At 70.9% G+C, this 19,165-nt stretch carries 16 protein-coding genes, 4 tRNA genes and 1 pseudogene; 10 read left to right on the top strand and 11 right to left on the bottom strand.

Annotated features, from left to right (window positions below; translation table 11 throughout):
* Positions 1 to 17: 17 nt before the first annotated feature.
* Entirely contained in the window at positions 18 to 1,088 is a 1,071-nt protein-coding gene (locus ACWAUO_RS05680) for an ABC transporter permease (RefSeq protein WP_460773795.1), read from the bottom strand.
* Between the two features lie 62 nt (positions 1,089 to 1,150).
* On the opposite strand from ACWAUO_RS05680, the gene ACWAUO_RS05675 reads away from it, so the two are divergent.
* On the top strand, positions 1,151 to 1,702 hold the full coding sequence (locus tag ACWAUO_RS05675; protein ID WP_460773794.1) for a hypothetical protein: 552 nt from the start codon (positions 1,151 to 1,153) through the stop codon (positions 1,700 to 1,702).
* A 634-nt stretch (positions 1,703 to 2,336) separates the two neighbouring features.
* On the opposite strand, the gene ACWAUO_RS05670 is transcribed toward ACWAUO_RS05675, so the two are convergent.
* The gene (locus ACWAUO_RS05670) at positions 2,337 to 2,702 is read right to left on the bottom strand and encodes an ATP-binding cassette domain-containing protein (protein ID WP_460773792.1); all 366 of its coding nucleotides are present in this window, start codon (positions 2,700 to 2,702) and stop codon (positions 2,337 to 2,339) included.
* Positions 2,703 to 2,716: 14 nt separating this feature from the next.
* Here ACWAUO_RS05670 and ACWAUO_RS05665 point away from each other — a divergent pair.
* Positions 2,717 to 3,799: pseudogene (locus ACWAUO_RS05665) on the top strand (aldehyde dehydrogenase family protein); the annotation flags it as partial.
* Positions 3,800 to 3,846: 47 nt separating this feature from the next.
* Here ACWAUO_RS05665 and ACWAUO_RS05660 read toward each other — a convergent pair.
* The 4 genes from ACWAUO_RS05660 to ACWAUO_RS05645 form a co-directional block, all read right to left on the bottom strand.
* Positions 3,847 to 4,203, bottom strand: coding sequence for a YnfA family protein (locus ACWAUO_RS05660; RefSeq protein ID WP_460773791.1), 357 nt, complete (start codon positions 4,201 to 4,203; stop codon positions 3,847 to 3,849).
* 70 nt (positions 4,204 to 4,273) lie between these two features.
* Positions 4,274 to 4,348, bottom strand: a tRNA-Val gene (locus ACWAUO_RS05655).
* 26 nt (positions 4,349 to 4,374) lie between these two features.
* A tRNA-Cys gene (locus tag ACWAUO_RS05650) sits at positions 4,375 to 4,448 on the bottom strand.
* A gap of 48 nt (positions 4,449 to 4,496) precedes the next feature.
* Positions 4,497 to 4,569 (bottom strand) — tRNA-Gly (locus tag ACWAUO_RS05645).
* A gap of 152 nt (positions 4,570 to 4,721) precedes the next feature.
* On the opposite strand from ACWAUO_RS05645, the gene ACWAUO_RS05640 reads away from it, so the two are divergent.
* Positions 4,722 to 4,794: transfer RNA gene (locus ACWAUO_RS05640), tRNA-Val, on the top strand.
* A gap of 65 nt (positions 4,795 to 4,859) precedes the next feature.
* On the opposite strand, the gene ACWAUO_RS05635 is transcribed toward ACWAUO_RS05640, so the two are convergent.
* From ACWAUO_RS05635 to zapE, 3 genes are all read right to left on the bottom strand, one after another.
* Complete coding sequence (locus ACWAUO_RS05635; protein WP_460773789.1) at positions 4,860 to 5,378, bottom strand: type II toxin-antitoxin system PemK/MazF family toxin; 519 nt, start codon at positions 5,376 to 5,378, stop codon at positions 4,860 to 4,862.
* Between the two features lie 91 nt (positions 5,379 to 5,469).
* Positions 5,470 to 6,693: an ammonium transporter gene (locus tag ACWAUO_RS05630; protein WP_460774361.1), complete on the bottom strand. Its 1,224-nt coding sequence runs from the start codon at positions 6,691 to 6,693 to the stop codon at positions 5,470 to 5,472.
* A 232-nt stretch (positions 6,694 to 6,925) separates the two neighbouring features.
* Positions 6,926 to 7,957 (bottom strand): cell division protein ZapE, encoded by a 1,032-nt coding sequence (gene zapE, locus ACWAUO_RS05625; protein WP_460773788.1) that lies wholly within the window; start codon positions 7,955 to 7,957, stop codon positions 6,926 to 6,928.
* Between the two features lie 121 nt (positions 7,958 to 8,078).
* Here zapE and ACWAUO_RS05620 point away from each other — a divergent pair, with 121 nt between their 5' ends.
* Complete coding sequence (locus ACWAUO_RS05620) at positions 8,079 to 8,981, top strand: sulfurtransferase (protein WP_460773786.1); 903 nt, start codon at positions 8,079 to 8,081, stop codon at positions 8,979 to 8,981.
* Positions 8,982 to 9,015: 34 nt separating this feature from the next.
* Positions 9,016 to 9,453 carry a SufE family protein gene (locus ACWAUO_RS05615; protein WP_460773785.1) on the top strand — a complete coding sequence of 146 codons (438 nt, stop codon included), beginning with the start codon at positions 9,016 to 9,018 and terminating at the stop codon, positions 9,451 to 9,453.
* 1 nt (position 9,454) lies between these two features.
* Here ACWAUO_RS05615 and ACWAUO_RS05610 read toward each other — a convergent pair whose 3' ends face one another.
* Complete coding sequence (locus ACWAUO_RS05610; RefSeq protein WP_460773784.1) at positions 9,455 to 10,678, bottom strand: alpha/beta hydrolase family protein; 1,224 nt, start codon at positions 10,676 to 10,678, stop codon at positions 9,455 to 9,457.
* Between the two features lie 25 nt (positions 10,679 to 10,703).
* On the opposite strand from ACWAUO_RS05610, the gene ACWAUO_RS05605 reads away from it, so the two are divergent.
* From ACWAUO_RS05605 to ACWAUO_RS05585, 5 genes are all read left to right on the top strand, one after another.
* Positions 10,704 to 11,288 (top strand): DUF3000 domain-containing protein, encoded by a 585-nt coding sequence (locus ACWAUO_RS05605; protein ID WP_460773782.1) that lies wholly within the window; start codon positions 10,704 to 10,706, stop codon positions 11,286 to 11,288.
* Positions 11,285 to 12,478 carry a ribonuclease D gene (locus ACWAUO_RS05600; RefSeq protein WP_460773781.1) on the top strand — a complete coding sequence of 398 codons (1,194 nt, stop codon included), beginning with the start codon at positions 11,285 to 11,287 and terminating at the stop codon, positions 12,476 to 12,478. Before ACWAUO_RS05605 ends, ACWAUO_RS05600 begins: the two co-directional genes overlap by 4 nt.
* 72 nt (positions 12,479 to 12,550) lie before the next feature.
* Entirely contained in the window at positions 12,551 to 13,756 is a 1,206-nt protein-coding gene (locus tag ACWAUO_RS05595; protein ID WP_460773779.1) for a thiolase family protein, read from the top strand.
* A gap of 10 nt (positions 13,757 to 13,766) precedes the next feature.
* On the top strand, positions 13,767 to 15,905 hold the full coding sequence (locus ACWAUO_RS05590) for a 3-hydroxyacyl-CoA dehydrogenase NAD-binding domain-containing protein (protein ID WP_460773777.1): 2,139 nt from the start codon (positions 13,767 to 13,769) through the stop codon (positions 15,903 to 15,905).
* A gap of 80 nt (positions 15,906 to 15,985) precedes the next feature.
* Positions 15,986 to 16,537, top strand: coding sequence for a chloramphenicol phosphotransferase CPT family protein (locus ACWAUO_RS05585; protein ID WP_460773776.1), 552 nt, complete (start codon positions 15,986 to 15,988; stop codon positions 16,535 to 16,537).
* Position 16,538: 1 nt separating this feature from the next.
* Here ACWAUO_RS05585 and pepN read toward each other — a convergent pair whose 3' ends face one another.
* Complete coding sequence (gene pepN, locus ACWAUO_RS05580) at positions 16,539 to 19,043, bottom strand: aminopeptidase N (RefSeq protein WP_460773775.1); 2,505 nt, start codon at positions 19,041 to 19,043, stop codon at positions 16,539 to 16,541.
* Positions 19,044 to 19,165: the final 122 nt, after the last annotated feature.

Here is a 19,165-nt window from a genome sequence, read left to right as displayed (position 1 = left end):
TTCCGCTTTCATCGGGTTCATGCGGCGTGCACCGCCGCGAGGACGGGCGTTCTCGCCGCTCGGATCGCTGGGCCCACCCCGGCCAGCAATCCTGCCAGCACCACGATCGCGGTGCACGACAGCAGCTGCGGCCAGGGCGCCGTCACGTCGAGCGGCGCCGCCTGGGAGAGAGCGCCGACCGCCGCGATCGCGGCCCCCACGCCGAGCGCCGCTCCGAGCAGCGCGGCCAGCACCGAGAGCGCGAACGCCTCCGTCTGCACCAGTGCGGCGGCGCGGATGCGGTCGAGTCCGACCAGTCGGAGCAGGCCGAGCTCGCGTGTGCGTTCGAGCACACTGAGCGCCAGGGTGTTCGCCACGCCGAGCGCCGCGATGACCGTCGCGAAGACCAGGAGCACCGAGAGGAGCCCGAAGATCTCATCGAGCGCCTGGGTGCGACCCGCGATCACGGCCTGCTGGTCGCGCACCTGCGCGGTGGGGTGCGAGATCAGCGCGTCGGCCACGGCCTCGGTGAGCGCCTCGGCCGAGACCCCCGCCCGAGCGACGAGGAAGACGGAGGCGTCCATGTCCTCGGTGAAGTGCTCGCCGGTGCCCTCGAGCGACATCGCCACGTCGATCTGCAGTGCGTGCGCCGCCTCGTCGCGCATGACGCCGACGATCGGGAGCGCCTGATCGCCGGTGCGGGCGAAGGTCATGGGCAGACGGTCGCCCACCGTGAGACCGCGCTCTTCGGCGAGTCCTTCCGCGATGACGACGCCGTCACGGGTGAGCGCGTCGAGCCCGCCGTCGGCCATCCGGATGCCGACGACACGGCCGATCGAGGCCGGGTCGAACGCGGAGAGCGCCGAGGCGCGACCTGCGTCGAGCCAGTGTCCGTACTTCAGCCGGACCGCGGTCTGAACCTCGGTCATCTCGGCGACGGCGTCGTACACGCCTTCATGGAGTCCCCCGAGCATCTCCTGCCCCGTGCTCTCGACGACCGCGTCGGCGACGATCACCTCGCGGTACTGCGCACCGGTCGCGGCCTGGACGGAGGTGCCGACGACCGCGACGAAACACATGAGCGCGAGTGAGAAGGCGAGGGCGACCATCGGCGCCGCGCTCCGCTGCGGGGCGCGGGCGCCCGCATCCGCCGTGAGTCGGAGGGTGAGGGATGCGGGCCGGGCCGGACCGCCCGGACGACGGCGAGGAAGGGCGCGACCAGCCCCGGTGCGAGGAGGACGACCCCGACGAGGATGCCGGCGTACCCGGGGACGAGCAGCGCGGCGGACAGCCCGAGCGCCGGCGCAGCGGCGAGCACGGCGCCTGCGACGAGGACGACCGCTCCGCCGGCGAGCCGGACGGCACCGAGTCGGCGCGGCTCGCTCGAGCCCGCTCGGAGTGCCGGCATGGGGCCCGTCCGGCCCGCGCGACGGGCGGGCCCGAGGGCCGCGAGCACGGTGACGACGACGCCCGCGACGAACGCGAGTCCGACCGTGAGGGGCGTGACGACGAGGCCGCCGTCCGGGATCGCGATCCCGACGGCACGTGCGAGCTCGCGAAGCCCCACCGCGCCACCGACATGCGGAACGAGTTGGAGATGAGGAGCATCCCGATGACGAGGGCTGCAGCGGAGACCCCGACGAGCACCGTCTGGAGCATCTCGACGTTGGCGGCGGCCGCTTCGGCGCTGGCAGCCGCGAGGTCGCGCGAGGACGCCACCTGAAGGTCGGGACCCAGGGCGGCGGCGAGGGCGCGCTGGACGCGCCGCGTGTCACCGGTCGTGCTGACCCGCACCTCGGAGAACGCTCCCCCGAGGCCGAGCACCGCCTGCGCCGTCGCGGTCGCGACGACCGCCGACGATCCGGGGCGTCCGCCCTCGACGGTCCTCGCGATCCGCACGTCGACGCGCTCGTCGCCTGCCAGTGTCACGGTGTCGCCGACGGACAGCCCCCACGCCTCGAGCGTCCCGGCGTCGACGACGAGCTCGTCGGCATCCTGCGTCGGGGCGCCGGTCACGGAGATCTGGCCGGGGTCGACGTCGCCGCGCTGCACACGGGTGCGGCCGCGCGCGACCGGCACCGCGGCGCTCACGCCGTCGACGGCGAGGATGCGGTCGACCACACCCGGGTCGACCGGGTGGCGCTCGACGTCGACGCCCATCCCGGAGCCGAACGCCGTGGCGGTCCGGACGGTCAGGTCGGCGCCGTCACCGGACGCGAGCTGTGCCGCGTATGCGGCGCGGGCGGTGTCGCCGAGCACCATGCCACCGGTCGCGAGCGCGACGCCGAGCAGCACGGCCACGACCGTGAGGGCGAAGCGGACGCCGTGACTGCGGAGGTCGGCGAGGGCGTACCGGATCATGCCGCGACCGCCTGCACCGTCGCGCCGTCCTGCAGGGTCGCCATGCGCGCGTGGATCCCGTCCGCGGTCGGAGTGGTCAGCTCCGAGACGAGCCGGCCGTCACGGAGGAAGACCACTCGGTCTGCGGATGCCGCCGCTGCCGCGTCATGGGTCACCATCACGACGGTCTGGCCGTACTGGTCGACCGCGCGCCGGATGAGGGCGAGCAGTGCGGCGCCGCTGCGGGAGTCGAGGGCGCCGGTCGGTTCGTCGGCGAACACCACCTGCGGGCGCGGCAGGAGGGCCCGCGCGACCGCGACCCGCTGCTGCTGGCCGCCGGAGAGCTCGGCCGGCCGGTGATGCAGGCGGCCGGCGAGCCCCAACGTCGCCGTGAGCTCGTCACGCCACCGACACGGTGCTCGAACCCGAGGTGGTGTTCGAGCACGAGGGCGCTCGGGCGGAAGTCCATTCCGACCCGCTGGGCGTGGTGGGTGCGATCGGTCCCTGGAACTGGCCCATGGTGATCACGATCTGGCAGGTGGGTCCGTCGCTCCGGATGGGCAACACCGTGGTGGTGAAGCCGAGCGAGTACACCCCGCTGTCCGTCCTCGCCCTCGCCGAGGTCTTCAACCGGCACCTGCGGGAGGGCGTGCTCACCGTGATCTCCGGCGGCCGCGAGGTGGGCGCCGCGATGGCGGCACACCCCGGATTCGACAAGATCATGTTCACCGGTTCGACCCGGACCGGCCGGCACATCGTCGAGGCGTCGGCGAACAGTCTCGCCCGGCTGACCCTCGAGCTCGGCGGCAACGACCCGGGAATCGTGCTTCCCGGCACCGACGTCGCCGCGGTCGCCGAGGGGATCTTCTGGGGTGCGTTCATCAACACCGGACAGACGTGCGCCGCGCTGAAGCGCCTGTACGTGCACGAGTCGGTGTACGACCAGATGGTCGAGGCGCTCGCGGGCATGGCGCAGGTCATGCCGATGGGGCTCGGACTCGAGGAGGGCAACGTGCTCGGCCCGCTGCAGAACCAGGCGCAGTTCGACATCGTGCGCGACCTCGTCGACGACGCCCGTGCGAACGGTGCCCGCGTCGTGACCGGCGGGGAGCCGGCGTCCGAGCTCGGCCCGCTGTTCTACCGCGCGAGGATCGTTGCGGACATCGAGGACGGCACGCGCCTGGTCGACGAGGAGCAGTTCGGACCGGTGCTGCCGATCATCCGGTACAGCGACGTCGACGACGCCGTGCGCCGCGCGAACGCCTCCGAGCAGGGACTCGGCGCCTCGGTGTGGGCCGACGATCGTGATGCGGCGTTCGAGGTCGCCAAGCGCCTGCAGGCGGGCACCGTCTGGGTGAACGGCCACGGCGGGGTGAACCCGATCGTGCCGTTCAGCGGCACGAAGAAGTCCGGCTACGGGCAGGAGTTCGGCGTCGCCGGCCTCAAGGCCGTCGCTGCCCCGAAGGTCATCAACCGCTGAGCGTCGACGCCCCGCTCCCCTGTTCCGGGGGCGGGGCGTCCGCGCGTTCAGGCGCCGTCCGCGTCGGCCCCGGTGACGAGCGGGGCGAGGATGATGATCGCCGCGCCGACGAGCGCGATGGCGGAGCCGACGTAGTCCCACAGCGTGGGTTTGAAGCCGTCGACGACGATGCCCCAGGCGAGCGAGCCCGCGATGAACACGCCGCCGTAGGCTGCGAGGACACGCCCGAAGTTCGCGTCCGGCTGGAAGGCGGCGACGAAACCGTACGCCCCGAGGGCGAGGATGCCGAGCAGTCCGAGCCACCAGCCGCGCTGCTCGCGGACGGCCTGCCACACCAGCCAGGCGCCGCCGATCTCGGCGACGGCGGCGATGACGAACAGGATGACGATGCGGGCGACGGTCACGCACCGATCATCGCAGGCGCGTGTTTCGCCGGAGAAACAGAAAACCCCCGGGGGTCCGGGGGTTTCGAGGTGGTGCGCGATACTGGGATCGAACCAGTGACCTCTTCCGTGTCAGGGAAGCGCGCTACCGCTGCGCCAATCGCGCCCAAAGGGCTTGTTCTCTTGTATGAGTGGAGGTGGCGACGGGATTCGAACCCGTGTAAACGGCTTTGCAGGCCGGTGCCTAGCCGCTCGGCCACGCCACCGTGTGTGGTTCGACCCACGTGTCGTGTTCCCTAGGAAACTCGCACTCGAGCGGATGACGAGACTCGAACTCGCGACCCTCACCTTGGCAAGGTGATGCGCTACCAACTGCGCTACATCCGCGTTTCGTTTTCCCGATCTCTCGGGGCAACACATATGACTTTAGCCGAGATCGGCGTTCGTGCAAAACCGACGTACGCCCGCGCGTGTCTCGCCGAAGTGTCAAGAGCACCCCCGACGATCCGGTATGCTCATATCTCGACCCCAGTGGTCACGGGCGATTGGCGCAGTTGGTAGCGCGCTTCCTTCACACGGAAGAGGTCATCAGTTCGAGTCTGGTATCGCCCACAGCAGAAGGCCCCGGAGATCCTCCGGGGCCTTCGTCGTTCCCGGCTCACTGCCGGGGAGCGCGCTCAGGCGACGCGCCAGCCGTGGCGACGTGCGAGCTCGGCAGTGACGGTCGCGTGGCGGGCACGGTCCAGGGCGGCGGCCTCACGCCGCATTCCGCCGGCGTGGACGACGTAGAGCTGGTCCAGATCGACCCACGAGGGGCGCCCCGCGGAGTCCCAGGGCCCGGGTCCGATGGGCAGGTATTCGCGGGTCCCGTCGTGCGACTTGCTCGTGAGCTTGACCGCATAGGCGCGGTCGTCGTCGATCGCGGCGATGACGAGCACCGGACGGTCCTTGCCCCGACCGTCGCCCTCGGCGTAGGGCACCCAGGTCCACACGACCTCGCCCGCATCCGGGGTGCCGTCGAACGTCGGCGCGTACGCGAGCGTCAGCCGCGGCACGCGCCGGGGGTCGACCTCGATGGTCTCCGTGCCGCTGCGCGGCGGTGCGGAGCGCTTGGCCGCCGCCTTCGGAGCCGGTGCGGCCCCAGGGGCGGGAGCGGCGCGGAACGGGGCGAGGATGCGGCGGAGCAGTGACGGCACATCCTCACGGTACCCGCGGGCCGACTCCCCCGCCGGGCACGCGACAGGGGCGCCGCGCGATGCGCGACGCCCCTGCTGCGGTCCGAGTGGATCAGGCCTGCTCGGCGAGCGAGTAGCCCTCCTCGCCGTGGACAGTGGTGTCCACTCCGGCGATCTCGTCCTCGTTCTTGATGCGGAAGCCCATGGTCTTCTCGATGACGAAGCCGATGATCCAGGCGACGACGAAGGAGTAGATCAGGACGCCGACCGCGGCGATGACCTGGATGATCAGCTGCTCGAAGCCGCCGCCGAGGAACAGGCCGGTCTCGGTGGCGAAGAAGCCGAGGTAGATCGTACCGATGAGGCCACCGACCAGGTGGACGCCGACCACGTCGAGCGAGTCGTCGTAACCGAGCTTCCACTTGAGCTCGACCGCCAGGGCGCAGACGGCACCGGTGACGACACCGAGGAGCAGGGCCCAGCCGGGTGCGAGGTTGGCGCAGGCGGGGGTGATGGCGACGAGGCCGGAGACGGCACCCGATGCGGCGCCCACCGAGGTGGCCTTGCCGTCCTTGATCTTCTCGACGATCAGCCAGCCGAGGATGGCCGCGGCGGTGGCGCCGAGGGTGTTGATGACGATGGTGCCGACGACGGTGTCACCCGTGCCCAGGGCGCCCAGGCCCTCGGCGCCGGCGTTGAAGCCGAACCAGCCGAACCACAGGATCGAGGCGCCGAGCATGACCAGCGGCACGTTGTGGGGCTTGGTGATGCCCTTCTGGAAGCCGATGCGCTTGCCGAGGACGAGCGCCAGGGCGAGGGCCGCGGCACCCGCGTTGATGTGGACCGCGGTACCACCGGCGTAGTCGATGACCTCGGTGTCGAAGCCGAAGGTGGTGCCGAGGTTCATGATCCAGCCGCCACCCCAGACCCACGCAGCGACCGGGAAGTAGACGACCGTGGCCCAGATGCCGGCGAAGATCATCCACGCGCCGAACTTGGCACGGTCGGCGATGGCACCCGAGATGAGGGCGACGGTGATGATGGCGAAGGTCGCGCTGAAGAGCGTGCCAACGAGGGTGTCGCTGTCAGCCGATGCGAGACCGAAGTCCGAGAACGGGTTGCCGGCGAAGGCCCACGTGCTGTCGACGGCGCTCATGTTCGCGCCGTACAGGATCCAGAGCACGCTGATGAGGCCGAGCGAGCCGAAGCTCATCATCATCATGCTGACGACGCTCTTGGCCTTGACGAGACCGCCGTAGAAGAACGCCACGCCGGGCGTCATGAAGAGCACCAGGGCCGACGCCGTGATCAGCCAGGCGAGATTTCCCGCATCCATAAGATTCCTCATCCATGTGTCGTGTAACTCAATGACCCATAGCGGCCGCGTCAGACGGGGCGGTGCGTTCGGGTGAGCCCAGTCTCACGAGCCGGGATTTCGCCGGGTAGTCGCGCCGTGTTTCCCGGGTGTTACAGCCCACGGACGCACGTAAACATCACGTTTCCGGCCGCGGTGAAGGCGCTTGCGAACGGCTCGGGATGCGGTGCGAGCCGTTCGCGGCGGGGTCGCGTCAGGCGTGTGTGAGCGCGATGAGCCGCGAGATCGCGCGGAGGTACTTCTTGCGGTAGCCCCCGGCGAGCATCTCCTCGCTGAACACGCGGTCGAGCGTGATGCCGGTCGCGCGGACCGGGATCTGCGCGTCGTAGGCACGGTCGACGAAGGCGACGAGGCGCAGCGCCGCGGACTGGTCGGTGATCTCCGCCACGTCGCGCACGCCGATGACGTCGACGCCGTCGAGGAGTCGGATGTACCGCGAGGGGTGCACGCGGGAGAGGTGTTGCACGAGGTCGTTCAGCGCGTCGTCCGAGACGACCCCGGCGTTCGCCGCCTCGCCGATCGCCGCGGTGTACTCGGCGTCGGTGAGCGTGGCCGCGTGTCCGTCGAACGCGCGCTGGCGGTAGTCGACGCCGTCGATGCGCAGCGTCTCGAAGCTGTCGGCCATCGCGCTGATCTCGCGGAGGAAGTCCTGCGCGGCGAAGCGTCCCTCGCCGAGCGCGTTCGGCGGCGTGTTCGAGGTCGCGGCGAGCTTCGTACCGGATGCCACGAGCTCGCCGAGGAGCCGGGTCATCACCATGGTGTCGCCCGGGTCGTCGAGCTCGAACTCGTCGATGCACAGCAGGTCGGAGCCGCGGAAGAGCTCCACCGTCTGCTGGTAGCCGAGCGCGCCGACGAGGGCGGTGTACTCGATGAACGAACCGAAGTACTTCCGGCGTGCGGGCATGCCGTGGTAGATCGAGGCCAGCAGATGGGTCTTGCCGACGCCGAACCCGCCGTCGAGGTAGACGCCCGGCTTCTTCTCCGGCAGTCGCGGCGCGCGCTTGAAGAACCCGCGCTTCTCGACCTTCGCCGGCGCGAGCCCGGAGAACGCGATGAGTTCGTCCTTCGTGCCCTGCTGCGAGGGGTACGCCGCATCCGCCCGGTACGAGTCGAAGCTCGCGTCGGCGAACTGCGGCGGCGGGACGAGCGCGGCGACCATCTCCGCCCCCGACACCTGCGGGTTTCGGTCGACGAGGTGCACGATGCCGGTGGTGGTCGCAGTCATACGGACGTCCTGTGTCACATGTTTACGGAATGGATGCGTCGCCCACCCGTTGTATCTAGGGTCGATGCGGACGGTCCAACCCTAACCGTCGCGCACTCCCCCACCCGACCCGAGGAGCACCATGGCCGTCGAGCCCGACACCACGTCCGAGAAGTTCGCCGCGTACGCGCACCCCGAGCGGCTCGTGTCCGCCGACTGGCTGCAGGAGCGGCTGGACACCCCGGGCCTCGTGGTCGTCGAGTCCGACGAGGACGTGCTGCTGTACGAGACCGGGCACATCCCGGGCGCGGTGAAGGTGGACTGGCACACCGAGCTGAACGACCCGGTCGTGCGCGACTACGTCGACGGTGAGGGCTTCGCGCAGCTGCTGCGCCGGAAGGGCATCTCGCGCGACGACACCGTCGTCATCTACGGCGACAAGAACAACTGGTGGGCCGCCTACGCACTGTGGGTGTTCTCGCTCTTCGGGCACGAGGACGTGCGCCTGCTCGACGGCGGCCGTGACCGCTGGATCGCCGAGGGCCGCCCGATCACGACCGAGGTGCCGGCGCGCGCCGAGAGCGACTACCCGGTCGTCCAGCGTGACGACAGCGTCCTGCGCGCCTACCGTGAGGACGTGCTGGCCCACCTCGGCAACCCGCTCGTCGACGTCCGCTCCCCGGAGGAGTACAGCGGTGAGCGCACCACGGCACCCGCGTACCCGGAGGAGGGCGCGCTGCGCGCCGGTCACATCCCGTCCGCGAAGAGCGTCCCGTGGGCGCGCGCGGTCGCGGAGGACGGCACGTTCAAGTCGCGCGAGGAGCTGGACGCCATCTACCGCGGCGAGGCCGGGCTGCAGGACGGCGACGCGGTCGTCGCGTACTGCCGGATCGGTGAGCGCTCGAGCCACACCTGGTTCGTGCTGCAGCACCTGCTCGGCTTCGAGAACGTGCGCAACTACGACGGCTCCTGGACCGAGTGGGGCAGCGCCGTGCGCGTCCCGATCGTGACGGGCGGCGAGCCGGGCGAGGTCCCGGCCCGCTGAGCCCGGCGCCCGCGTGCGTGGGATGATGGATCGGATGAGCGAGACCGTCCTTCCCGAAGCCCTGGCCGAGATCCGGGACGAGTTCCTCGAGCTCGACCAGCCCGACAGGCTGCAGCTGCTGCTCGAGTTCTCGAGGGAACTCCCCGAGATGCCGGCGGTGTACGCCGACAGCCCGGAGGCGTGCGAGCGGGTCGCGGAATGCCAGTCGCCCGTCTTCATCGTCCTCGAGGTCGATCAGGACGACGTCGTCACGATGCACGCGTCGGCCCCGCCGGAGGCACCGACCACGCGCGGCTTCGCCGGAATCCTGGTGCAGGGGTTGTCCGGGCTCACGGCCGACGAGGTACTGGCGGTTCCGGACGACTACCCGCAGACGATCGGGCTCACCCGTGCGGTCTCGCCGCTGCGGATCGCCGGCATGACCGGGATGCTGCTGCGCGCCAAGCGCCAGGTGCGCGAGAAGCGCGGCTGACTCAGGCGCCCTCGTCGGCGACGGCGGGAGCCGGCACGATCCCGGTGCGGGTGAGCCAGCCCTCGATGGTCGCGTTCCAGCGGTTCTGGTCGTAGTTCCACAGCTTCGTGTGACGGGCGGTGTCGAACACGTCCAGCTGGACGAGGTCGGGCCGCGCCTCGGCGAGGGCGTGCGAGGCGTCCGAGGGGACGAACCCGTCGTCGTCGGAGTGCATGATGAGCACCGGCACCTGCAGTTCGCCGGCACGGGCGACGACGTCGAGCGCGTCGAAGCGGATGGGTGAGCCGGTGCGGGTGAAGGCGGTGCCCCAGTCGGAGGACAGCGTCTCGAGCGCGAGCGCGGTGATCGGCTTCGGCAGCCCCATCGCCTTGGCCTGGTAGTCCAGCACGACGCGCCAGTCGACGACCGGCGAGTCAAGGATGATGCCGACGAGGCGGTCCCGGTGGGCGGACCGCAGGGCCAGCTGCAGGCTGATCGCACCGCCCATCGACCATCCCATGAGGAGGATGCGCTCGGCACCGTTGCGGCGGGCGAAGCCGATCGCCGCGTCGACGTCACGCCATTCCGTCGCACCGAGCCCGTAGGTGCCGGTCCGACTGCGAGGCGCCTCCCCGTCGTTGCGGTAGGAGACGAGCATCGTGGGGATGCCGAACGAGTGCAGCAGCGGCACCGCGCGCAGGGATTCCGCGCGGGTCGCGCCGCGGCCGTGCACCTGGATGCACCAGGTGTCGCCCTCTGCGGGGAACACCCACGCCGGGCACGGCCCCACCGCCGAACCGATGAGCTGCGACGTGTACGGCAGGTGGAGTTGCTCCGGCCGGTCGTAGTACCAGCCGCTGAAGGCCGCGTCGGTCGAGAGCCGCGACTGCGACCCCACGTGAGTGAGCAGCTTCCGGGTGACGGAGGCGTCGTCCTCGGCGAGCACGCTGCCGAGCTTGACGTAGTCCTCGGTGCCCCGGGTGAACAGCCCGTACCGACCGGGCAGCACGGTGTCCGGCGTGCGGGAGAGCGTGATCGTCTGCGCGGCCGTGTCGAGCGCCAGGATGCGGGTGTCCGCGCGCCGCTTGGCGGGAGTGACGACCAGCCGGGCGACGCGGACGGCGGCGCCGCACCAGGCGGCGCCGACGAGGCCCAGCGCGGCGGACAGGCCCACGACGGCGGAGCGCATGCCGGCACGGTACGCGGGGTTGGCGCCGATGCGGGCGGCGCGCCTGGGGTCCATCATCGAGGCATCACTCTAGTCTGTCGCCGTGGCACTCCACCGTCCTCGACCGGCGTCAACGTTCGCCGACGCCGTCGCCGCGGCGACCGCGACGTCGTTCCGCCCAGACCTGCTCGTGCGCGAGATCCCCGCTCCGTCGGGCCTGGCCCCCGAGGCCTTCGCGCTCGCGGCCGACGTCCGGCCGGATCCGGATGCGGAGGACTCGCCGTACGGCACCGGCCGGTTCGTGCTGCTGCACGACGAGGCGCACCCCGAGGCGTGGGAGGGGCCGTGGCGCATCGTCTGCTTCGCGCAGGCGCCGCTCGAGACGGAGATCGGCACCGACCCGCTCATGGCGGACGTGACCTGGTCCTGGCTGATCGACGCCCTCACCTCCCGCAACGCCGGGTTCCGCGCGATCTCGGGCACCGCGACGAAGACCCTCTCCAAGGGCTTCGGCGGGCTCGCGGCCGAGGGCGACGGCGCACAGGTGGAGTTGCGGGCGTCCTGGTCCCCCACCGACGACCTCGGCGCGCACGTCGAGGCGTGGGCGGAGCTGGTCTGCATGCTCGCCGGACTGCCGCCCGGATCGGAGAACGCCCCGCTCCTGCGGGCGCATGGAAGGAAGCAGTGAGTTACACGGTCATCGACGAGGAGGGTGCGTTCGTCGCCGCCCTCGATGCCCTGGCAGCAGGCACCGGCCCGTTCGCGGTCGACGTGGAGCGGGCCTCCGGGTTCCGGTACTCGCAGCGTGCCTATCTGGTGCAGATCTGGCGCGAGGGCACGGGCGTGCTGCTCATCGACCCGCCGGCGCTGGAGCGGGTCGACCGGCTGCAGCCGATCCTCGCCCAGGACGAGTGGATCCTGCACGCGGCGAGCCAGGACCTGCCGTCGCTGCGCGAACTCGGGCTGGAGCCGCCGCGCATCTTCGACACGGAGTTGGCCGCCCGGCTCCTCGGACACGACCGGGTCGGCCTGGGTGCGGTCGTGGAGCGCACCCTCGGGGTCGTCCTCGCGAAGGAGCATTCCGCGGCGGACTGGTCCACCAGGCCGCTCCCGCAGTCCTGGCTGGAGTACGCGGCCCTCGACGTGGTGCACCTCCGAGCCGTCCGCGACGTGCTCCTGGCCGAGCTCGACGAGCAGGGCAAGACCGAATGGGCCGCAGAGGAGTTCCAGGCGGTGGTGGACCGCCCGGCGAAGCCGCCACGGACCGACCCGTGGCGCAAGCTCAGCGGGCTGCACACGCTGCGCGGCAAGCGCAACTTCGCGATCGCGCGTGAGCTGTGGCTCGCGCGGGAGGCGCTTGCGCAGGAGACCGACACGGCACCGGGCCGCCTCGTCCCCGACCGCTCCCTCGTGGCCGCGGTCGCGGCCAATCCGACGTCCAAGCGCGACCTCGCGAACGTGAAGGCGTTCAACGGGCGCGCGAGCCGCAGCGAGCTCGATCGCTGGTGGGCTGCGATCGAACGGGGCCGCACGACCGACGACCTGCCGGCGGAGCGCGTGCCGAGCGACACGCTCCCCCCGCCGCGCGCGTGGGCGGACCGCAACCCGGAGGCCGATGCCCGGCTGAAGGCGGCGAAGCCGCTGGTCGAGCAGCGGGCGGAGGCGCTCCGGATGCCGACCGAGAACCTCCTGACGCCCGAGATCCTGCGGCGGCTCGCCTGGGCCCCGCCGCAGCCGATCACGCCCGTCACGATCTCGATCGCGCTCGCCGAGGCGGGTGTCCGGGGCTGGCAGATACTCGAAACCTCACACATGATCGCGGATGCCTTTGTCGGTTCCGTGCAAGCGGCCGGAAGCACGTCGGAGGACCGTTCGTAGGTTCGATCCAACCGATTCCTGACCCCCCGGGCGCCTTCCTACGCTGGGGGGAAACCCAACCTTGGAGGCAGAGTGGCCGAGATTTCGGACGTCTTCTTCGTCGATGGCATGCGCACCCCGTTCGGGCGCGCCGGCGAGAAGGGCATGTACTGGAACACACGCGCCGACGATCTGGTGGTCAAGGCCATCATCGGCGTGATGGAGCGGAACCCGCAGGTTCCCGGTGACCGCATCGACGACGTGGCGATCGCCGCCACGTCGCAGACCGGCGACCAGGGCCTCACCCTCGGACGGTCCGCGGCGATCCTCGCGGGGCTGCCGATGACGGTCCCGGGTCTCGCGATCGACCGCATGTGCGCCGGCGCGATGACCGCGGTGACCACCATGGCCGGTTCGATCGGCATGGGCATGTACGACCTCGCCCTGGCCGGTGGCGTCGAGCACATGGGCCACCACCCGATCGGCGGGAACGCCGACCCGAACCCGCGGTTCGTGGCGGAGAAGATGGTCGACCCCGGCGCCCTGAACATGGGCGTCACCGCCGAGCGCATCCACGACCGCTTCCCGCACCTGACCAAGGAGCGCAGCGACCGGTTCGGCATGCTGAGCCAGCACAAGGTGCAGGCCGCGTACGACGCCGGCAAGATCCAGCCCGACCTCGTGCCCGTCGCGATCAAGGGCGCCGACGGTGCGTGGGGCCTGGCCACCGAGGACGAGGGCCGCCGCCCGCAGACCACAATGGAGGACCTCGCGGGTCTGAAGACCCCGTTCCGCCCCCACGGCCGGGTCACCGCGGGCACGTCCTCCCCGCTCACCGACGGCGCCACCATGGGGCTGCTCGCCGGCGGCCGGGCGGTCAAGGAACTCGGCCTCCAGCCGAAGATGCGCCTCGTCTCCTACGCCTTCGCCGGCGTGCAGCCGGAGATCATGGGCATCGGCCCGATCCCGTCCACCGAGAAGGCACTGAAGAAGGCCGGCCTCACGATCGACGACATCGGGCTGTTCGAGCTGAACGAGGCGTTCGCGGTCCAGGTCATCTCGCTGCTCGACCACTTCGGCATCGCCGACGACGACCCGCGGGTGAACGCCTGGGGCGGCGCGATCGCGTTCGGCCACCCGCTGGCCGCATCCGGTGTCCGCCTGATGATCCAGCTCGCGGCGCAGTTCAAGGAGCGCCCCGACGTCCGCTACGGCCTGACCGCCATGTGCGTCGGCCTCGGCCAGGGCGGCTCGGTCATCTGGGAGAACCCGTACTACGACGGCAAGAAGCGGAAGTGAGGCGCCGGCCATGACGAACTACGACGACATCGACTTCTCGCCCCTCGACGCCTTCGCCGACGACGAGGTCGTCACGCATTCGCCGGTCCGCGACGTGCGGCTGCCCTCTGGTCGCGTGCTCGCGCTCATCACGCTCGACAACGGCCGCGACCACACGCGCCCGAACACCCTCGGCCCGGCCACGCTCAAGGAGCTCGGTCGGACGCTCGAGGGGCTGCAGGCGCGCGCCGCCAAGGGTGAGATCCAGGCGGTCGGCATCACCGGCAAGCAGTACATCCTCGCCGCCGGCGCCGACCTGTCCGACGTCTCGCGTCTCCCGTCGAAGGATGCGGCCAAGCTCGTCGCGCAGCTGGGCCACAAGGTGCTCGGCTCGCTCTCCGAGCTCGGCGTGCCCTCCTTCGCGTTCGTGAACGGCCTGGCGCTCGGCGGCGGCCTCGAGATCGCGCTGAACTCGACCTACCGCACGGTGGACTCGTCGGCTGCAGCGATCGCACTGCCCGAGGTGTTCCTCGGCATCATCCCGGGCTGGGGCGGCGCCTACCTGCTGCCGAACCTCATCGGCATCGAGAACGCCCTCGAGGTCGTGATCTCCAACCCGCTGAAGCAGAACCGGATGCTGAAGCCCAAGCAGGCGTTCGAGCTCGGCATCTTCGACTCGATGTTCTCGCCCGCGAACTTCCTCGAGGAGTCCCTGGTGTGGGCCGACGGCGTGCTCGGCGGCAAGATCAAGGTCGAGCGGAAGAACGAGCCCGGCAAGATGGAGCGGCTCACGAAGTGGCCGATCGCCATCAAGATGGCGCGGAACATGCTCGAGAGCCGCATCGGCACGATGCCGAAGTCGCCCTACGCCGCCCTGGAGCTCCTCGATAAGGCGAAGAGCGGCACCAAGGCCGAGGGATTCGCCCGCGAGGACGAGATGCTGAGCGAGCTCATCACGAGCGACGAGTTCGCCGCATCCATGTACGCCTTCGACCTGGTGCAGAAGCGCGCCAAGCGTCCGGTCGGCGCGCCCGACAAGGCGCTGGCGAAGAAGGTCACGAAGGTCGGCATCATCGGCGCCGGCCTCATGGCCAGCCAGTTCGCGCTGCTGTTCCTGCGCAAGCTCCAGGTGCCGGTGCTCATCACCGACCTCGACCAGGCGCGCGTCGACAAGGGCATCGCGTACATCCACGAGGAGATCGCGAAGCTCGAGGCGAAGGGCCGTCTCGACGGCGACGCCGCGAACAAGCTCCGCGGACTCCTGCACGGCACGACCGACAAGGGCGAGTACGCGGACTGCGACTTCGTCATCGAGGCCGTGTTCGAGGAGGTCGGCGTCAAGCAGCAGGTGTTCGGCGAGATCGAGCAGATCATCGCGCCGGACGCGATCCTCGCGACCAACACCTCGTCGCTCTCGGTCGAGGAGATCGGCTCGAAGCTCGCGAACCCGGAGCGCCTCGTCGGCTTCCACTTCTTCAACCCGGTGGCGGTCATGCCGCTCATCGAGATCGTGAAGACCCCGCAGACGAGCGACGAGGCCCTCTCGACCGCGTTCGTGGTCGCCAAGGGTCTGGGCAAGAACGCGGTGCTCACCGCGGATGCACCGGGCTTCGTCGTCAACCGCCTGCTGGCCAAGGTCATGGGCGAGGCCGCACGTGCGGTCTACGAGGGAACCCCGCTCCTCACCGTCGAGAGGGCGTTCGCGCCGCTCGGCCTGCCGATGACGCCGTTCCAGCTCATCGACCTCGTCGGCTGGAAGGTCGCCGCCCACGTGCAGGACACGATGGCGCACGCGTTCCCCGACCGGTTCTTCTCCTCGGAGAACTTCCACGAGCTCGCAGAGCTGCCGGAGGTCGTCGAGAAGGACAAGAACGGCAAGGTCACGGGCTGGACGAAGGCCGCGCAGAAGGTGTTGAAGACCGGCAAGACCCCGGTCTCCGAAGCCGAGATCCTGCGGCGCGTGCAGGACGGCCTCGCGCAGGAGATCAAGATCATGCTCGACGAGGGCGTGGTCCCCGAGGTGCAGGACATCGACCTGTGCCTCATCCTGGGCGCCGGCTGGCCCTTCATCGACGGTGGCGCGACGCCGTACCTCGACCGCTCGGGCTCGTCCGAGCGCGTGTTCGGTGCGACGTTCCACACCCCGCCGATCCGCGGCATCGGCGCCTGACGCACACCGCAGTCCGAGAGGGCGGTCCCGGAAGGGGCCGCCCTCTTCGTCGTCCGGTCACGGCGGGATAGGGTCGCAGGATGGCATCGCAGCTCCCCCCGATCATCGTCGTGAACGCCGCCTCCAGCGCGGGCGGCACGACCATCGCCCGGAAGCTGCAGAACGTGCTGCCCGATGTGCGGCTCCTCCTGGGCGTGGACGCCTTCCTCGACGCGCTCCCCGACTGGGCCGTCCGCACGGACGTCGGCATCCGCTTCGCCGCGGACGGCGGCATCGACATCGCGCCCGAGTATCACGAGCGCGAGGACGCCTGGTATCGGATGCTGGCGCGGCTTTCCCGTGACGGGCAGCCGATCATCCTCGACGAGGTGCTCCTCTCCGGCGGCGCCGGTCAGGACCGGCTCCTGCGTCTGTTCGGCGAGGTGCCCTCGTTCTGGGTCGCGGTCCGCTGCGACCCCGACGTCGCCGAGGCGCGGGAGGCGAAGCGTCCCGACCGGGTGACCGGCATGGCGCGCAGCCAGGCGGAGCGGGTGCATCTGGGTGTGCGGTACGACGTCGAGGTCGACGGCGGCACCGACTCCCCCGACGACGCGGTCGACGACATCCTCGCCGCGCTCCTGCGCCGGGGCTGAGCTACCCGGCGTTCGCAGCGCGCACCCGCAGGTCGCGGGCGAGGTGGTCGCGCTGCTCGATCACGATCCGACGGAGGGCGGCCGGGGCGTCGGTGTGCTCGGCCAGCCACGCGTCGACGAGGTCGAGCGAGTCGCGGGCCGGGAAGAGTCCGCGCACGAGTCGGGCGGCGATCTCGATGCTGCGGCGCTCCCAGACGTCGCGGATACGCGCGAAGTAGTCCTCGTCGAACCCGGCGACGAACGTACGACTCCGACCGGCACGCACACCGGCGATCGTGGCGCTGAGGTGGTCGTTCGTGAGCGTCGGGTCGTCCCACGCCTCACGCCATGCCGCGGCCCGGACTTCCGGGTCGGGGCGCGCGGCGAGCACCGTGCGGTGTGCCGTGCGGCCCTTCGAGCTCGGGTCGCGTTCGAGCTCCGCCTCCGCGCCCGCCGTCGTGACATGCCCGGTCGCGGAGAGCGCGGCGAGCCACGACCACCGGAGCTCCGGGTCCAGCGCGAGGCCTTCGGGTGCGGGGACCGTGCCGCGCAGCATCCCTCGCAGTTCGTCGGCCTTCGCATCGTCGTGCGCGGCGGCGCCGCCGACGGCCCGTGCCCACGCGAGCTGGGCGTCGCTGCCCGGCTCCGCCGTCAGCATCCGGTCCCACACGGTGTCGAGCCAGCGCCTGCGCTCGGCCGCGCGGGCCGCCTCCGGCACGTAGTGGCCCACAGCGAACGCGGCGTTCGCGAGGATGTCCGCGCGCAGCGCCGAGTGCGATTCGGCGCCGGCGTGGTTCCGGACGATCTCGAGGTACCGCGTGACGGGCAGCTCGCCGTCTCGCGTCGCGTTCCACAGCGCCGACCAGACGAGCCCGCGGGTGAGCGCGTCGTCGATCGTCGAGAGCGCGGCGGAGACGGCGTCGACGGATGCGGCGTCGAGCCGCACCTTGGCGTAGGTGAGGTCGCCGTCGTTCGGCAGGACGAGGTCGGCATCCGGGAGGTCGATCGCGGTGCGCTTCCCATCGATGTCCGCATCCGTCGTGCCGGTGCGCACGAGCATGCCGTCCTGCACCGCGAACGTGCCGACACGCAGCCGGTGCGGGCGGGGGTCGGTCTGGACGAGCACAGCGTCGCCGCCGTCACGATCGACGCGGATCGTGGAGATACCCGTGGTCTCCAGCCACGCCCGCGACCACGCGTGCACGTCGCGACCGGAGGCGTCGGCGAGGTGGCGGAGCAGGTCGTCGAGCGTCGTGTTGCCGAACGCGTGCGCGGCGAAGTAGCGGCGGGCGCCCTCGAAGAACGCGGCCTCCCCGACGAAGGCGACGAGCTGCTTGAGCACCGATGCACCCTTCGCATAGGTGATGCCGTCGAAGTTCAGCTTGGCCGCCTCGAGGTCGGGGATGTCGGCGACGATCGGATGCGTGGTGGGCAGCTGGTCCTGCTGGTACGCCCATGCCTTGCGGCGGGTGGCGAACGTGACCCACGCGTCGGGGAACCGGGTGACGGCCGCGGTCGCGTGCGCGCCCATGTAGTCGGCGAACGACTCCTTCAGCCACAGGTCGTCCCACCACCGCATGGTCACGAGGTCGCCGAACCACATGTGCGCCATCTCGTGCAGGATCGTGTTCGCACGCCCCTCGTGCTGCGCCACGGTCGATGCGCCGCGGAACACGTAGCTCTCGGTGAACGTCACGAGGCCCGGGTTCTCCATCGCGCCGATGTTGTACTCGGGCACGAAGATCTGGTCGTACTTGCCCCACGGGTAGGGGTACGCGAAGGCGTCGGTGAAGAAGTCGAGGCCCTGGCCGGTGATCTCGAGGATCTCGTCCGCATCCAGGTGCGCGGCGAGCGACGCGCGGCAGAGCACGCCGAGCGACACGGTCTGCGCGCCGCGGCGCCACTCCCCCTCGACCCGGTGGTACGGCCCCGCGGCGACCGACGTGATGTAGCTCGACAGCGGCGGCGTCTCGGCGAACTCGACGCGCTGCGCGTCTCCCGCCACCGTCTCGGCGACGGCCGGCTGGTTGGAGAGCACCCGCCAGCCTGCGGGGGCGGTGACGACGAAGGTCCACCGCGCCTTCATGTCGGGCTGCTCGAAGCACGGCATGACCCGACGCGCATCGGCCGGCTCGTAGTGCGTGTAGAGGTAGGTCTCGCCGTCGACCGGGTCGACGAACCGGTGCAGGCCCTCGCCGGAGCGGCTGTACGCAGCGCGTGCGGCGATGTGCACGGTCTGGGTCCCACGGAGTCCCGTGAGACGGATGCGGGCACCGTCCCACTCGACGGGGTGCTCCGCGCCGTCCACCTCGACCCGGTCGACCGACTCACCGAGGAAGTCGACCCAGGTGTCCGTGCCGGCGGTGGCGTCGGCATCCGTGGCGATCTCCATCGTGACCGTCGTGGCGAAGCCGGTCGCGTCGGGGTCGGGCGCAGACGTCAGGTCGAGTTCGACGCGGACAGTGCGGACGGTGACGGCGGCCGCGCGTGCTGCGGTCTCCTCGCGGGTCAGGTTGGCGGTGCGCATCCGTCCATGCTTTCACGACCGTCCGTGGCACCCACGCTCAGTCGTGCGACTCGGGTGGCGGTCCGTGCTGCCTCCTGCTGCCCGAGGCCGCGGATGCTGCCACCTGAGCCTGTGCGCGCATC

It is taken from the genome of Microbacterium sp. GXF7504 (genome assembly GCF_054798235.1).
The sequence above is the reverse complement of the archived record's forward strand: the minus strand, read 5'-3'. Positions and strand labels throughout refer to the sequence as shown.

What these genes read in the sequence shown, in the direction of transcription:
- ACWAUO_RS05585 (WP_460773776.1), top strand. Translation starts at nt 15,986, where the DNA reads ATGGCATCGCAGCTCCCCCCGATCATCGTCGTGAACGCCGCCTCCAGC.
- ACWAUO_RS05630 (WP_460774361.1), bottom strand. Translation starts at nt 6,693, where the DNA reads ATGGATGCGGGAAATCTCGCCTGGCTGATCACGGCGTCGGCCCTGGTG.
- ACWAUO_RS05590 (WP_460773777.1), top strand. Translation starts at nt 13,767, where the DNA reads ATGACGAACTACGACGACATCGACTTCTCGCCCCTCGACGCCTTCGCC.
- pepN (WP_460773775.1), bottom strand. Translation starts at nt 19,043, where the DNA reads ATGCGCACCGCCAACCTGACCCGCGAGGAGACCGCAGCACGCGCGGCC.
- zapE (WP_460773788.1), bottom strand. Translation starts at nt 7,957, where the DNA reads ATGACTGCGACCACCACCGGCATCGTGCACCTCGTCGACCGAAACCCG.
- ACWAUO_RS05620 (WP_460773786.1), top strand. Translation starts at nt 8,079, where the DNA reads ATGGCCGTCGAGCCCGACACCACGTCCGAGAAGTTCGCCGCGTACGCG.
- ACWAUO_RS05680 (WP_460773795.1), bottom strand. Translation starts at nt 1,088, where the DNA reads ATGGTCGCCCTCGCCTTCTCACTCGCGCTCATGTGTTTCGTCGCGGTC.
- ACWAUO_RS05610 (WP_460773784.1), bottom strand. Translation starts at nt 10,678, where the DNA reads ATGATGGACCCCAGGCGCGCCGCCCGCATCGGCGCCAACCCCGCGTAC.
- ACWAUO_RS05615 (WP_460773785.1), top strand. Translation starts at nt 9,016, where the DNA reads ATGAGCGAGACCGTCCTTCCCGAAGCCCTGGCCGAGATCCGGGACGAG.
- ACWAUO_RS05675 (WP_460773794.1), top strand. Translation starts at nt 1,151, where the DNA reads ATGCGGGCCGGGCCGGACCGCCCGGACGACGGCGAGGAAGGGCGCGAC.